This window comes from Streptomyces sp. NPDC055506 (genome assembly GCF_053643595.1).
Window position 1 is genome coordinate 26888 of sequence record NZ_JBSHKH010000014.1, and the last position, 14720, is coordinate 41607.

The window sequence follows — 14720 nt, forward strand, 5'->3', positions numbered from 1 at the left end:
CGACCGCGAACAGGGTCCGATAGAAACCCGAGAACCCGAGAAACCCGCCGACCCCTCCGTACACCACCGTCCCAGGAGCCCGACCCCCCCATGGACGCCCGCACCCTCGAGGAACTGATCGGCACCCTCGGCGAGCCCCTGCTCCGCGTGCTCACCGCCCCGGCGGACGGCCTCGCCAAGCCCGTCTCCGAGATCCTCCTGTACGGCCACGGGGACCCGTTCCCGCGCAGCGCGCCCGGGGCCCTGGTGCTGACCGTCGGGCTGCCGCCGGACCAGGTCGAGCCGCTGGCGCGTGACGCCGCCGCTGCCGGGGTGGCCGGACTCGTCGTACGGGGCGGGGCCTCGCAGCCCGAGACGGTGGCCGCCGCGAAGGCCCACGGCCTCGCGCTGCTCGCCGTCGACGAGGACGCCGCCTGGCATCACGTCCATCTGCTGCTGGCCTCGGCGATCGGGTCCCGGCCGGGACCGGGTGACGGCGACGCGGCGTTCGGAGACCTGTTCTCGCTGGCCAACGCGATGGCCGCGGCAGTGGGAGGCGCGACCGTCATCGAGGACGCCCGGCAGCGGATCCTGGCCTACTCCACCCTGCCCCGGCAGGCCGTCGACGAGGCCCGGCGGCAGGGCATCCTGGGCCGTCAGGTGCCGTCCAGCCCCGAGAACAGCGAGCAGTACCGCGTCCTGTTCGCCGCCCCCGGCCCCGTACGCCTCGCCGCGCTGGACGGCGAGGAGCTGCCGCGGCTCGCCGTGGCGGTCCGCGCGGGCGGCGAGACGCTCGGCTCGGTGTGGGTCGTCGACGACGGACATCTCGCCCCCGACAGCGAGGAGGCGCTCGCCCGTGGCGCGTCCACGGCCGCCCTGCTCATGCTGCGGGCGCGGGCCGGCGAGGAGCTGTCCAGGCAGCTGACCGGCGACCTGCTGCGCCGGCTCCTCGACGGCAGCGCCGATCAGGGCGCCGCGCACCGCCTCGGCTTCGCCGAGGGAACCCCGGTACGGGTCGTGGCCTTCGCCCTCGACGGCGCCGTGTCCACACCCGACGAGGAACAGACCGCGTCGCGGCTGCTCGACCTCGTACGGCTGCACTGCGAGGCGCGGTACGGGCGGCACGCGTGCGTGCTGGTCGACGGGCGGGTGTACGCGCTGCTGCCGGTGACCGGTGCGGAGCCGAGCGGCCTGGGCGGGCGGAAGGAGCGGCACCGGCGCCTTGCCGAGGACATCGTGCGGCGCGCGGCCCAGGCGCTGCGGATCCGGGTGCGGGCCGGGCTGGGCGAGGCGGTGACGGAGCCGGCGGCCGTACGCGGCTCGCGGGACGATGCCGACCTGGTGCTGCGGGTGCTCGGCCCGGAGGAGGACGTCGCCGTCGTGACGGAGGTACGGGCCCGGGTCACGCTGCTGCGGCTGCGGGAACTCATGGACGGGCAGCGGGCGTTGACGGCCGGGGCCTGGCAGGAGGTCCTGGCGTACGACGCCGGGCACGGCACCGAATACGCCAGGACCCTGGTGTGCTGGCTGGACGCCGGGGGCGACGTCGCGCGGGCGGCCAAGCTGCTCGCCGTCCACCCCAACACCTGCCGGTACCGCCTCAGACAGGTGCGGCAGCACCTCGGTGTCGATCTGGACGACCCGGACGAGCGGTTGGTGCTGTGGCTGCAGTCGCGCACGCTCGGGGGTCTGAGCGGCGCCGGCCCGTCCTGACGCCCGGTGCCGGCTGTCTTGCGTGGGTGGTCAGCCGCTCAGCCAGGCGGCGAGCCGCCGCTCGCACTCCCGCAGTTGACCGACGGGCACGTACTCACCGGCGGTGTGCGCGAGCGTCGGGTCGCCGGGGCCGTAGTTGAGCGCGGGCGTGCCGAGCGCGGTGAAGCGGGCCACGTCCGTCCAGCCCAGCTTGGGGCGGGGCACCGCACCCAGGGCCTCGACCAGCGAGGCCACCGGCCCCTGGCCCAGCCCGGGCAGGGCCCCCGGCACCACCTCGGTGACCTCCACCTCGTACTCGGGGAACAGCGCGCGCAGATACGCCTCCGCCTGCTCGGGCGAACGGCTCGGCGCGAAACGCAGGTTGACGCTGATCACACAGGTGTCGGGGACGACGTTGTCGGCGACGCCCGCGCGGACGGCGACCGCGTTCAGCCCCTCGCGGTACTCCAGTCCGTCGATGACGATCCGCTCGGCGCTGTGCTCGTCGAGGCGCCGGAGCACGGCGGACGCCCGGTGCGCGGCGTTGACGCCCCTCCAGGAGCGGGCGGTGTGGGCGCGCTCGCCGCGCACCGTGATGTCCGCGTTCAGGACGCCCTGGCACCCCGCCTCGACGCCCGCGTCGGACGGTTCCATGAGAACGGCGAGGTCCGCTTCGAGCAGGTCGGGGCGGTCGTCGGCGATGCGCTTCAGACCGTTCCGGTCGCCGGCGACCTCTTCGCACTCGTAGAAGACGTACGTCACGTCCCGCACCGGTGCGGCGAGGCCGGCCGCGAGCCGCAGGGCGACGGCGACGCCGCCCTTCATGTCGCACGCCCCGAGTCCGTACAGCCGCTCGCCGTCCAGCCGGGAGGGCAGGTTCCCGGCGGCAGGGACGGTATCCAGGTGTCCGGCGATGATCACGCGCTCGGAACGGCCCGTATCGGTGCGGGCCACGACGGAGTTGCCGACGCGTACGACGGTGAGGTGCGGGTGAGTGCGCAACGCGGACTCCACGGCGTCGGCGAGGCCGGCCTCCTCGCCGCTCTCGGAGGGGGTGTCCACCAGTGCTCGGGTGAGGTCCACCAGGTCCAGCAGATTCACCGGGTCCACCGGGTCCACCGGATTCGCGGCCGGGTCCAGCGGGATCATTCGGTGCTCTCCTTCTGGGACGCGTCCCGGCCGAGCCGGGAGTGTCTGATGCCGTACAGCGCGTAGACGGCCATTCCGGCGGCCATCCACAGGCCGAACGCGGTCCAGGTCTCGGCGCCCAGTCCCCACATCACGTATCCGCAGCCCAGGGCGCCCAGCGTGCAGGTCAGGGGCGCGAGCGGTACCCGGAAGCCGCGCGGCGCACCGGGGCTGCGCCGGCGCAGGATCAGCACGGCACCGTTGACCAGTGCGAAGGCGAACAGTGTGCCGATGCTGGTGGCGTCGGCGAGCGCGCCCAGCGGTACCAGGGCGGCGAGCACCATCACGAACGCGGACACGATGACGGTGTTGGCGCGGGGCACGCCGGTCCGTGCGTGGACCTTGGCGAACAGCGGCGGGACGAGTCCGTCACGCGCCATCGAGAACAGGATGCGGGTCTGCCCGTACTGCACGGCGAGTACGACGCTCGTGGTGGCGACGACCGCCCCGACGGACAGCAGGACGGGCCACAGCTCGCCGCCGCCGACCGCCTGGACCAGCACCTCGCTGAGGGTGGCCTCGGTGCCCGCGAACCGCTGCCACGGCATCGCGCCGACCGCCGCGACGGCCACCGCGCAGTACAGCGCGGTGATCAGCCCGAGGGAGAGGAGGATGGCGCGCGGCAGGTCGCGTTGTGGGTTCTTCGCCTCCTCACCGGCGGTCGAGGCGGCGTCGAAGCCGATGTACGAGAAGAACAGCGAGGCGGCGCCCGCGCTCACCCCGGCCATGCCGAGCGGGAACAGCGGCCGGAAGTTGCCGGCGCGGAACGCGGTGAACGCGACGGCGCAGAACAGCACGAGGGCGGCCACCTTCACCGCCACCATGACCGCGTTCACCACAGCGCTCTCCCGGGAACCGCGCAGCAGCACCACCATGGCGAGGGCGACGATCGCGGCGGCCGGGACGTTCAGCACACCGCCCGCGCCGGGCGGGGCGGCCAGCGACGCGGGCAGCGTCCAGCCGGCGGTGAGCTCCAGCAGCTCGTTCACGTACTGGCCCCAGCCGACCGCGACGGCGGCCACCGAGACGCCGTACTCCAGCACCAGACACCAGCCGCAGACCCAGGCGGCCAGCTCGCCGAGCGTGGCGTAGGTGTAGCTGTACGAGGACCCGGCACCGGGGATCATGCCGGCCAGCTCTGCGTAGGACAGGGCGGAGAACAGCGCGGTGAGCCCGGCGAGCACGAAGGAGAACACCACGGCCGGGCCCGCTTCGGGCACCGCCTGGCCGAGTACGACGAAGATCCCGGTGCCCAGCGTGGCACCCACACTGAGCAGCGTGAGCTGGGTGAGCCCCATGGTCCGGCGGAGCTGACCGCCGCCGGCCTCCGCCACCAGATCGGCGACGTCCCGCCGCCGTGTCAGCCTGCTGCGGATCCCGGCCTCGCCAACGGATCTCCGCGGCCTGGTTCGCACACCGTCCACGCGTTCACTCCTCCCACGACTCCCGCTTCGGCCCTTGATGATGCGGAACGGGGGCGTGGAGTGGGGTGTGCGCGTCGGCCAAGACGACGGAGGCCGCTTTGGCCTTCCGGCCAATGCCTCGCGTACATGTGTTTGCCGTGGCGACGACTGGAAAGGCGCTCTGTGATCATCGGATGCGACAATCCGGTGGACAGTGAGCAAAAGCCAGAAAAGCAAGAAAGAGGAGGTTCGATGTCCTCGAAGCGACGTCGCAAGAAGAAGGCCCGCCGCAAGAACGGCGCGAACCACGGCAGCCGTCCGCAGTCCTGACGAAGTCCTGCGGGTACGCCGACGCACTCGGGTGGGTGGCATCTGCCACCCACCCGAACGCGTTCGCGGGCCCGGTACGACCAGGTCCCTCAGATCAGCTGTGCCTCCGGCACCCCGTTCCTGCGCACCCACTCCGCCCGGTGCTCCGCCGCCAGGGCCAGCCCCCGGCGCCGGGCCTCGGCCGGTACCGGGAGGCGGCACAGGCCGTCGAGGGTCTCCAGCATCGTCCGGGCGAAGCGCTGCCCCAGGGGCGTGAGGCGGCCGGAGGCCAGCAGGACCTCCGTGGCCTCCCGGGCGCCGGTGCGCCAGCGGACGAACTGGGCCTCGGCTCGGGCGAGTTCCCCGGGGTCCTGCTCCACGGCCCGGCGGCGGTTCCAGAAGTCCGTCACGCCCAGATGCGCGTACGCCCCGTGGAACAGCCCGAGCAGGGGCCGGGGATCGGGACGCCACGGCGCGTAGTAGCGCTCCTCGCCGCCCGGCTCGAACAGGTCGAACAAGTGCAGTACGGCGGCGAACTTGCTGTGCTGCGACTCGTGGGCCATGGACAGGGCGAGACCGCGCCCGCTGCGGGGCCGGGACAGCGCCATGGAGCCGAACGCCTCCGCGCTGCTGCCGCTGAAGCTGCCGCTGCTGCCGAGGGGGACCAGAGTGCGGGGGCCGGCGGCCAGTTCGGCGTAGGTCCCCGGGTGGTGGGACCGGAGGGTGTCGCAGGCTTCCCGGGTCGTGGCCTGCCACCAGCGCAGATCGTCCGCCGCCAGGCCCAGCGGCTGTTCCGGGACGCCCGGGAAGCGCAGCGGGTCGAGGTCGTCCAGGAGGAGCGGCGCCCCGGTGTCCAGCACCAGGAGCCGGTGCGCCGCCCGCCACCGCCCCGCCGAGCCGTAGGGGGCCCGGGGCACGTCGACCGGGCCGGGCACGGCACTCCGCCCCGCCACCCCGATCCGCGCTCCTCCGTCGGCATCGACCAGCACCTCGGCCACGTCACCCGGGCAGGCGCCGGGGAAGCGCGCACCACCGAGCGAGGGCAGGAAGACCAGGTCCGTCGTCAGAGGCCACCGCACCCGTGCGGGCACACCCGCGCGGACCGCGGCGGCCGCGGCGAGGGCGCTGAAGCGCTGGATCGGCGGCTCGCTCTCCGCACCGGCCTCGGCCGCGCCCTCGACGACGTGGTCCAGCCGGGACAGCAGGCCGATCAGCGCGGTGCCCGCCGACGGGTGCGCGAGGACCGCCGACACCGCCCGGGCATCGGCCCGGTGGGCGGCGGCGAGGAGTTCCCAGGCCTGTCCGGCCCTATCGGCCACGTCGCCGCCGATGTCACGGGCGGCCTCGGTGACGGCGTGGGCGCAGGCCAGGCGGCGGCTGTACTCGGCGCGGGCGAGCAGTTCCAGGGCCTCGGCCCCGCCGCCGCCCGTCGCGATCGCGGTGAAGAGCCTGCCGGGCACACGGAGCGGCACGGGCCTCATGCGGCTTCCGCCGGGGCGTCGCGCAGCCGGTCCAGGTCCCCGGCGAGCCGCTCCCTGACCCGGTCGATCAGAGCGGTCAGATCGGCGCAGTAGACACTGGGGTTGGCGAACCCGGTGGCCGGCCGGTAGCGGTTGGCGTAGTGGCCGCCCCCGCACACCCGCAGCAGCCGGCAGTCGCGGCACTGCGCGGACACCCCGTCGGCGCCCCACTGGCGGGCCGCCACGCCCGGATGGCGCAGCAGCGCGTCGAAGGACTCCCGCCCGACGTGCAGACCCGTCCGCGCGGCACCGTGATAGGCGGTGCGCAGCGTGTCGTCCTGGGCCAGGGAGCCGTCCGTCTCCACCACGGCGTACCGCACCGGGGCCAGGCCCAGGGCCTCCGTCTCCGGGGCGCCGCCGAGCAGCAGCGTCATCATGTCCTCGAGCAGCCGCACCCGGGTCTCCCGCCGTCGGGCTCCGTACCACCGTTCGAACACCCGCCACAGCCAGTCCGCGTACGGCGTGCCCGGCAGGCCGGGCCGCAGCCCCGGCGGGGGAGTGTGCCAGTTGCCCTGCGGCAGCAGGAAGTCCACCGCCGGCGGCCGATACGTCAGCAGGTGCTCGTAGCAGCGCACCGGATCGTTGCGCAGGTCGATCGTGCACAACAGGCCCGCGAACAGTTCGCGATGCGGCCCGTCGGACAGCAGGCGCAGAGCGGCGGCGACCCGGGCGTGGCTGCCGCGCCCGTCGGCGCCGCGCCGGTGCCGGTCGTGTGCCGCGCGGTCGCCGTCGATGCTGACCGAGACCCGGATGCCGTGCGCGGCGCACAGGTCGAGCCAGCGCTCGGTCAGCCGTACGCCGTTGGTCTGCAGCGCGAGGTGCAGCCGTACCCCGGGGCCCACGGCCGAGCGCAGGACCGAGGCGGCCCGTCCGAGCGCGGCTTCCCCGGCGAGCAGCGGCTCGCCCCCGTGCAGCACCACCCCGGCCTCGCGCACCCGGTGCGCCGCCAGATGCCCGGCGATGCGCTCGGCTGTGCGGTCGAGGACGTCCGGTGCCATGGTGCGCGGCTGCTCACGCCAACTCGTGTCGTGCGAGCGGTACATGTAGCAGTAGCGGCAGGCGAGGTCGCAGCGGCTGTGCATCTTCAGTACGAAGGAGTGGAACGGGAGGGGCACCCATCCGGCGGCTTCCCTCGCCACGACGTCGTCCGCGACCGGCCACGGCGGCTCCGCATGGCGCAGTCGATTCATACGTACCCCCCGGTTCGCATGCCGGCCGGCCCGGTGCCCACCCGGCCGGCCACGCCATTTGGCCCAGTATTCGGCGCCGGTGACAGACCGTCAACATCGAGATTCCGTCGACCGCGCGGCCCCCGCCCGAAAGTAGCCGGTTTCGGAAGCCACCCTGTGGGGACGTCAACACTGGACACGAGCCGCGGAGGATGGCCCATGGCAGAGCTCGAGGAAGCGGGTGCCGAGCAGGGCGAGGCCACCCTGGAGTCCGTCGTGCTGGACCTCACCGACGTGCCCTTGGACGACCTCGCCGCACTGCCGCCCTCCGTGCTCGGGGAGACCCTGCGCCGGCTGCGCACCGGGCGCACGGCGGGAGATCCCTTCGTCACCGGGTTCAGCGAGAGCCAGTGACCGGCACCGCGTGGCGACGCCACCGTCGAGCGCGAAACCGCCTGATCAGGGGCAACCCGCCCTATAATGACCGTCCCTGACTGTCGTGCCCCACCGTCCAGCACCTTCCGTCCGAAGCGGAGTGGCCATGCCCGACACCCACGCAGCCGACCGCTCGGGACGGTTCGCCCTCTTCTGCTCCACCGCGGAGAACCTCGGAGTCAGCACGACCGTTCGCAACGTCGCGGACCTGCTGGCCGCGAGCAACCGCAGCGTGCTCATCGTGGACGGCCGCGCCACCGGCGCGCCGGCGGGAGCGCCGGTGCCCGAGCCGGTGCCCGGCCGGATCGCCTCCGTGGCCCGCCCGGACGCGGCGTCCCTCCTCGCCCTCGCCTCGGACCCGGACGCCCTGCGCCACGACCACGTCCTCGTCGAAGCCCCGCTGCCCGACGCGCCCGGCGCACCCCCCGAGGGCAGACTCGGAGCCCTGGCCGACTCACTGGTCCTCTGCTTCGCCATGACGGCCTGGTCCATCGACGGCTCCGCCGCCCTAGCCGAGCAGCTGAGCGGCGGCCGCGCCGACCGGCCCGTACGGCTGCTGGCCCTCGGCCTGAAGAGCAACGTCGAGTCGCACGACCGGCTGCGCGGCGCCCGCGAACGGGTCCGCGGCAAGTTCGGCCCCCTCTCGCGCACCTCCCGCACCTCCGAGGTCGCCTTCCTGGAGATCCCGTACCACCCGCTCTACCTGGACACCCGGCAACTCGCCGTCGAGAGCGAGCCCGAGGGCTCGGTGACCGGGCTGCGCCCCTACTACGAACGGCTCGCCGACTGGCTGCGCAACCGGCGGCCGGTGCCGCTCGGCCGGGTCACCCTCGTCCACTCCCAGCGTCACGCCCCCTGGGCCGCCTGGCTGGAGGACCAGTTCCGGCGCGGCGGCATCCGCACCGAACTGCGCGCCCAGGACGCCTACTCCGGCGACCGGCCGGCCTCCGGCACGGCGCTGCTGTTCCTCTCCCCGGCGGACATGGACCACGCGGCGCTGGCCCAGCTCGCCGCGCTGTCCCACCCCGACGTCCGGATCGTCCTGGCCGACGAGCCCTTCCCGGACGCGGGCGCCGCCCACCACGAGCGCATCGACCTGCGCGGCACCGACGAGGACGAGGCCGTGCGGCGGCTGTACGCCGGCCTCGGCCTCGGCGCCCCGCCCCCGGCGGACGGCCCGCCCGGCGCGAGGTTCCCGCGGCTGCCCGCCGTCACCAACGTGGCCCCCCGCTACAGCGGCTTCGTCGGCAGGGACGACGTCCTCGGCGGTCTCCTGGAGCAGCTGCACACGGCCGGCCGGGACCACACCCCGCTGGTCGTGCACGCCGCGAGCGGCTGGGGCAAGAGCGAGACCGTACGGGAGCTGTGCCACCGCTTCGGCTCCGCCTACGACGTGGTGTGGTGGGTGCGCTCCTGGGAGATCCCCCGCGCCCGGCGCGGCCTGAACCGGCTCGCCGGCCGACTGGACCTGGTCACGACGGGAGACGGCGCCTCCCCGGCGCTGTTCGACCACCTCTCCCGCGCCGACACGCAGAGCTGGCTGCTCGTCTACGACGGGGCCGAATCCCCCGACGGGCTGCGGGAGCTGCTGCCCACCCCCCATGCCCGCGGGCACGTCCTCATCACCAGCCGCACCGCCCCCGCCGCGGGGGACATGGCGGCCTTCGCCCTGCCGCCCATGTCGCCCGCCGAATGCCGGGGCGTCCTCGGCGAACGGCTCGCGGAGATCGACGAGGAGCAGGCCCAGCGGGTCGGCCAGGTCCTGGGTTTCGTCCCGCTCGCCGTGCGCATCGCCGCCCTCTGCCTCGCCGAGCGCGCCGCGGCACACCGGCGCGACGACAGCATGAGCGACCAGACGGCCGCCCGCGCCGCCGTCGCACACCTCCTCGCCGAGTACCGCACGGCCCAGCAGGCGATGCTCGAACGGAACGAGGGCGCGGCCCCGCCCGTGGCGGTCATGGTGCGCGTCGCCCGGCAGACCGTGCTGCACACCCCGGGCGCCGCCGCCTGGCGCGCCGAGAGCCGCACCAGCGACGCCCTCGGCTGGCTGCTGAACGCGGCCTCGCTGCTCACCGGCCGGGGCATGGGACTCGAACTGCTGAGGTCGAGACGCATCCTCGCGGAGCTGGCACGCGACGACACCCGCGACTTCGTCACCCGCCGCCCCCCGGCCGACACCCGGCTGCCCGACGAGCACATGGTGAGCGTCGCCCTGTGGGCGCTGTCCCGGGTCGGGCTCATGGAGGTCGACTTCGACCGGCCCGACCAGCCCCTCGGGCAGCACCACGCCGTACGGGACGCCGTCCGCGACGCCATGGAACCGGACGAGCGCGCCCGCATCGAGGAGGTGCTGCGCGGCACCCTCGCCGAGTTCACCCCGGACGAGAACCGCGGTCTGTCCGCCGACTGGGCACGCGAGGTGTACTCGCTGCGTCTGTGGGAGGACGACCGCCCCCCTGTCCGGCGTTCCATGCTGCGCCATCTCAACGCCCTGAGCCAGCGCGGCGAGACCGCCGACCTGGCCCGGCTGCTCGACATCTCCGAGCGCGCGCGGGAGGCCTGGAGCCCGCGGGACGACGACCCGTCACCGGAGTATCTGCGCCTGCTCAACCTCACCGCCCGCGCCCACCGCCTCGACGGCGACTACGAACAGGCCCGCCAGCTCTCCGAACAGGCCCTGCGCGGCCACCGCAGACTGCTCGGCCCCCTGCACCCGAGGACGCTGCTGTCCGCCGACTCCTACGGCGCCGTGCTGCGCTCCCTCGGCAGGTTCTCCGACGCGCTCTTCCAGGCCCGGCCGGTGCTGGAGGGCCTGACGCTGCTGCTCGGACCGCAGCACCGCGCGACCGTGCAGGCCGAGCACAACCTCGCCTTCACGGAGGCGCTGAGCGGGCGGGCCGCCGACTCGCTGGCCCGGCTCCTCGCACGGTTCCGCTACCGCCAGGCCGTCGGCGGCGAGGACGACCCGGCCGTCTGGCGGTCCGCCGACCTGCTCGCCTGGGTCTACCGCACGCTGGGCCGCGACGCGGAGTCCCAGGACCTGCTGCGGCAGTGGCTGCACCGGCACGGCGACGTCGCGACCGGCACCCGGCTGAGCATCGAACTCGGCCTGGCCGTCAGCGAACGGCGCATCACCTACAACTCCGCCCGCTCGCACGAGCGGGTCTACGGCTACGAGAAGGCCCTGGAGCGCGACCGGCGGGTGCTCGCCGAAGCCACCGGCCGGTTCGGCGCCGACCACCTGGACACCCTGCGCTGCCGCTTCAGCCTCGCGGCCGACCTGCACGCGCTCGGCAAGCACGACGAGGCCGAACACGAGGCCCGCCAGTGCGGCCGCGCCCTGGAGAGCACCCTCGGTGCCTGGCACCCCTACGCCGGACTGTCCGGGGTCCGGCACGCGGTGTACCTGCGGGCCGCCGGCGCCGCCGACGAGGCAGAGGCCACCGGCAGGGCCGCCCTGAACCTCCTGGAGGACCGGCTCGGCGACAGCCACCCCTGGGTCTCCGCCGCCGAGAACTCCCTCGCGGCGACCCTGGCCGCGGCCGGGCGCGCGGACGAGGCGACCGGACTCGCCGAGCGTGCCCTGCGCCGTTTGCGGGACCTGGACATGGGGCATCGGCCCGATGGCCGGAGGGTGGGCGCGCACCACGCCTGGCTCACCTCCCGCACCGCCGCCCGCACGGCGCCGGCCAGGGACTTCGACATCGATCTGGAACTGCCCGGCATCTAGGGCCGGACACCGGCCCCGGCGCCCGGACGGTTCCTCGACGGAAAGGTGAGCGTACGTGGCAGCAGCCCCGCACCCGGAGACCGAGCTCTTCACCGAGTCCCACTGGTTCCCGGAGGGCCACGGCCGAATAACAGAGCTGTGCCAAGGGGCCTTCGCCGGCGTCCCCGCTCTCAGGTCGGTGTCCCACTACAGCAACGGAATCATCGACTTCGTCCTCCGCAGAAGCGACAGCGTCCCGCTGTCCAGCCTGGTCACCGTGGGCGGCGAGGACATCGCCAACGAGGCCCTGCCCGGCAGCCGGCTCCTGCTGTGCACCCAGGACCTGAACGCGCTGATGCGGCCCCTGGGCACCGGTGAGCTGATGCGCGTCGTGGTCGCCAACGCACGCGGCGGCCTGTGGGGCGGTCGGGTCAAGCCGGGGGAGTACCTGGCCGCGCTCACCGACACGCCCGGCGGGATGCCCGCCGCCGACGCGGCCATGAACACCCTCGTCTCCGTCATCCGCACCCGGGTGCACCACCTGCCCGACGAACTGCCCGGCGGCCTGACGGACCCTCCGGTCCCGCTGCCGGAGCACAAGGAGAAGCTGCGCATCGACTTCGGGACGGCGACGGCCGAGCACGAGAACCTGTCCGAAATGCGGCTGCGGGCCCTGTGGGGCGGCCACGTCAACACCATCGACCTGCACTACGCGGCCTTCTACCGGGACTGGAAACTCGTCTGCGCGGGCGACGTCTTCGAGAACGCCGAGCTCGGCCCGCGCTTCCTCGAGACCAGCGTGCGCTCACGCCGCACCGGGTACCGCGACCTCGCCCAGGGCCTGCGCGGACATCTCGCCCGGCTGACCGACGCGCTGCGGCTCGTGGTGCAGCCGCCCGCCGACCGCCTGGTCCTGGACGTCCAGGAGGGTGCCGTGTACGTGACCTGGCTGTCGCCGCGGGACTACGTCCTCGGGGTGACGCTGGACCAGCGTCAGGTCGCCCACGCGGAGAGCCGGCTGCACCAGCTGGCGGGCGCCCTGCGCGAGATCACGGAGACCGGACCGCACTGACCAGCCCGCCCCACACCTCGTCGGCGAGCGCCTCCACCGCACGCGCCGCGGTCGGCCGGTGCGCCGGTCCTGAACCGCCGAGGGACTGCACGGGCAGCACCTCGACCGCCGTCTCGTACTCCCGGCAGACCCGGCGCAGCCCCGCCCACTGCTCCTCGGACGCGCCGGGCGAGGCGGCACGGAACCAGGCGTCGGCGCCCGTACGGAACCTCTCCGTCAGCTGCCGGACCAGGGTGGCGCAGCCCAGCGCCGCCAGATCGGCCCGCCCCGCCCGAGGCGGCGGGCTCCCGTCCGCAGCACCGTCGGACGAACGGCCGGCCAGCCGTTCCACGGCCGAGTCGAGGAGCGAGAACACCTCCTCGAACCGGCCCTCGACCGGCTCCGGCAGTGCCGTGCGCGCCGGGCCGGGTGCCGCCGCGACCAGATCGCGCCGGGCCAGATCGCTCACCGTCCGGCGGAGCAGCCCCAGTTGGGAACTGTGCTCGCCGAGCGCACCGCGCAGCTCGTTGGTCAGCTCCGCGAGATCGGCCTCCTGGCGGAGATCCGTGAGCCGGGCGCGCAGCCGGTCCAGGGCCTCGTTCACGGCCCGCTCGAAGTCACCCGGGCGGTACAGCAGGGGCTGTGAGCCGAGCGAGCGCGCCAGCCGGTCCCGCATGGTCCGCGACACATGGCCGTTGACCACCAGCAGCACCTCGGCCCTGGCCGGTTCGAGTGCGCGGCGCAGCGCCCGGACGCGCGCGGTGATGCGCTCCTGGTCGTCCGCGACCAGCACCGACGGGGTGACCACGATCGCGATGTAGGAGTTCGGGAAGGGCTCCAGCCAGTACGCCACCTCCAGCGGCCCGTCGGCGGCCCCCCGTGCCGGGACCGGGTCGACCGAGGCGATGCGCCACTGCCCCAGGGCGAGCGCGTCGTGGATCGTGGAGAGCACCTGGTCCGCGGAGACGTTGTCGTGCAGATCGCGCACGGCCCGCAGCACGGTCGCGGCGGTCACCTCCCGGACCGCGCCGCCGCCGTCCTCGCTCAACTGCCAGGCGTGGTGGCAGGTCTTGAGGATCTCCCGGGGCACCCCGCCGGTGAGTTCCTGAAGGATCGCGACCGACTCGGAACCGAAGGGCGCGGGCCACCGCTCGACCGCGCCCTCGCCAGGGCCCGGACGGGCGCCCGAACCGATGTACTCGGCGACGAGATCCGCCGTCAGTTCCGCGGTGAAGCGGTTCGGCCACAGCTGCACCACCCGCTCGTGCAGGCTCGGGCGGAACGCGTTGAGCCCGCTCGGCGAGGTGCAGAACACCAGCAGCCCGCCCCGGCTCACATACACGTTGACCAGGCGCTCGAAGGCATCGACGAACGTACGCCGGGAGTCCTCCGGCCAGTCCAGCACCTTCTCCAGCGAGTCGATCAGCAGGACGTACGGCTTGCCGACCCGGCCGTGCAGGAAGCCCTGGACGGCCAGCGCGTCGAAGACCGGGTCGATGCCTGTGACGGCGTCCCTGATGCCGCGTTCCCTCAGCTGCGGGGCGGGCTCGTCACCGGTCAGCCACGCCCAGACCATCGAGGTGAACCGGGGGTCCTGCAGCAGGGCGAAAGCGGTGGCGAACCTCCGGTGCTCCGTGACCTCGCCGAGGGTGACCCGCAGATCGGCGTGCATCACCTCGGGGTCGTAGCGCAGGGCGGAGACCACCTTGTCGGGGTCCAGGACGCGGTCGCGCAGCCCGGTGGCGATGTCGTCGAGGGCGATGTCGCCGAGCGGGATGTCGTCCGGCCGGCCCGGCCGTGACTCGGAGCTCTGCTCGCCGACCCGGGACGCCGTCACATAGGCGTAGTAGTCGCGGACGAGTTCCTCGAACGCGGCCTTGCCCTCCGGGGTGTCGGCGGGGCCGCGCAGCCGGTCGCGGTACATGCGGCCGAAGTCCTGCACCGGTTCGTCGACGATCCACATGGCCGGGCCGTCCGGACGGGCGAGCCCGTTGCAGACCTCGCGGGCCGCGTGGCTCTTGCCCAGGCCGAACTCTCCCACCACGGCGATCGCCCGGCCCCGCCGCCCGCCCCGGGGCCGGTCCCGGAGGTAGTCGCGCACCAGCTCCTCGAGGTCCCCGAGGAACTGGGTGGAGACATGGGCGTTGCCCGAGTCGGCGGCCTCGACCGGTGCCTCACCCAGGTCCGCCGACGGGCCGAGCCGCACGACCGGCACCAGGGGGAAGGGGTTGCTGTACCAGGTGTCTGCGCTGCTTGCGGCCACGA

At 74.1% G+C, this 14720-nt stretch carries 10 protein-coding genes; 5 read left to right on the plus strand and 5 right to left on the minus strand.

The window, feature by feature from the left end; all coding sequences use genetic code 11:
- Positions 1-90: 90 nt before the first annotated feature.
- Positions 91-1692, plus strand: a complete 1602-nt coding sequence (locus ACWIF2_RS08285) for a PucR family transcriptional regulator (protein ID WP_454359338.1) — start codon at positions 91-93, stop codon at positions 1690-1692.
- 30 nt (positions 1693-1722) lie between these two features.
- Here ACWIF2_RS08285 and dapE read toward each other — a convergent pair whose 3' ends face one another.
- Together dapE and ACWIF2_RS08295 are read right to left on the minus strand one after the other, a co-directional pair.
- Positions 1723-2820, minus strand: coding sequence for a succinyl-diaminopimelate desuccinylase (gene dapE / locus ACWIF2_RS08290; protein ID WP_454359339.1), 1098 nt, complete (start codon positions 2818-2820; stop codon positions 1723-1725).
- Positions 2817-4283: an amino acid permease gene (locus tag ACWIF2_RS08295; RefSeq protein ID WP_454359340.1), complete on the minus strand. Its 1467-nt coding sequence runs from the start codon at positions 4281-4283 to the stop codon at positions 2817-2819. Before ACWIF2_RS08295 ends, dapE begins: the two co-directional genes overlap by 4 nt.
- A gap of 231 nt (positions 4284-4514) precedes the next feature.
- Between ACWIF2_RS08295 and ACWIF2_RS08300 the strand changes: the two genes are divergently transcribed.
- The gene (locus ACWIF2_RS08300; protein ID WP_370443954.1) at positions 4515-4592 is read left to right on the plus strand and encodes a 50S ribosomal protein bL37; all 78 of its coding nucleotides are present in this window, start codon (positions 4515-4517) and stop codon (positions 4590-4592) included.
- Positions 4593-4681: 89 nt separating this feature from the next.
- On the opposite strand, the gene ACWIF2_RS08305 is transcribed toward ACWIF2_RS08300, so the two are convergent.
- Together ACWIF2_RS08305 and ACWIF2_RS08310 are read right to left on the minus strand one after the other, a co-directional pair.
- Positions 4682-6052 carry an aKG-HExxH-type peptide beta-hydroxylase gene (locus ACWIF2_RS08305; protein WP_454359341.1) on the minus strand — a complete coding sequence of 457 codons (1371 nt, stop codon included), beginning with the start codon at positions 6050-6052 and terminating at the stop codon, positions 4682-4684.
- Entirely contained in the window at positions 6049-7281 is a 1233-nt protein-coding gene (locus ACWIF2_RS08310) for an FxsB family cyclophane-forming radical SAM/SPASM peptide maturase (protein ID WP_454359342.1), read from the minus strand. Before ACWIF2_RS08310 ends, ACWIF2_RS08305 begins: the two co-directional genes overlap by 4 nt.
- A gap of 198 nt (positions 7282-7479) precedes the next feature.
- Here ACWIF2_RS08310 and fxsA point away from each other — a divergent pair, with 198 nt between their 5' ends.
- The 3 genes from fxsA to ACWIF2_RS08325 all read left to right on the plus strand — a co-directional run bounded on the left by fxsA (position 7480) and on the right by ACWIF2_RS08325 (position 12476).
- On the plus strand, positions 7480-7674 hold the full coding sequence (gene fxsA / locus ACWIF2_RS08315; protein WP_311128909.1) for an FxSxx-COOH cyclophane-containing RiPP peptide: 195 nt from the start codon (positions 7480-7482) through the stop codon (positions 7672-7674).
- Positions 7675-7801: 127 nt separating this feature from the next.
- Positions 7802-11425 (plus strand): FxSxx-COOH system tetratricopeptide repeat protein, encoded by a 3624-nt coding sequence (gene fxsT, locus ACWIF2_RS08320; protein WP_454359343.1) that lies wholly within the window; start codon positions 7802-7804, stop codon positions 11423-11425.
- A 55-nt stretch (positions 11426-11480) separates the two neighbouring features.
- The gene (locus ACWIF2_RS08325) at positions 11481-12476 is read left to right on the plus strand and encodes a hypothetical protein (RefSeq protein WP_454359344.1); all 996 of its coding nucleotides are present in this window, start codon (positions 11481-11483) and stop codon (positions 12474-12476) included.
- Here the strand turns inward: ACWIF2_RS08325 and ACWIF2_RS08330 are convergent.
- Positions 12454-14718 (minus strand): hypothetical protein, encoded by a 2265-nt coding sequence (locus tag ACWIF2_RS08330; RefSeq protein WP_454359345.1) that lies wholly within the window; start codon positions 14716-14718, stop codon positions 12454-12456. The genes ACWIF2_RS08325 and ACWIF2_RS08330 overlap by 23 nt on opposite strands.
- Positions 14719-14720 lie beyond the last annotated feature (2 nt).

Excerpts from the sequence above, each read along its gene's own strand:
- ACWIF2_RS08285 (WP_454359338.1), top strand. The coding sequence starts at position 91 with ATGGACGCCCGCACCCTCGAGGAACTGATCGGCACCCTCGGCGAGCCC.
- dapE (WP_454359339.1), bottom strand. The coding sequence starts at position 2,820 with ATGATCCCGCTGGACCCGGCCGCGAATCCGGTGGACCCGGTGGACCCG.
- ACWIF2_RS08300 (WP_370443954.1), top strand. The coding sequence starts at position 4,515 with ATGTCCTCGAAGCGACGTCGCAAGAAGAAGGCCCGCCGCAAGAACGGC.
- ACWIF2_RS08305 (WP_454359341.1), bottom strand. The coding sequence starts at position 6,052 with ATGAGGCCCGTGCCGCTCCGTGTGCCCGGCAGGCTCTTCACCGCGATC.
- ACWIF2_RS08310 (WP_454359342.1), bottom strand. The coding sequence starts at position 7,281 with ATGAATCGACTGCGCCATGCGGAGCCGCCGTGGCCGGTCGCGGACGAC.
- fxsA (WP_311128909.1), top strand. The coding sequence starts at position 7,480 with ATGGCAGAGCTCGAGGAAGCGGGTGCCGAGCAGGGCGAGGCCACCCTG.
- fxsT (WP_454359343.1), top strand. The coding sequence starts at position 7,802 with ATGCCCGACACCCACGCAGCCGACCGCTCGGGACGGTTCGCCCTCTTC.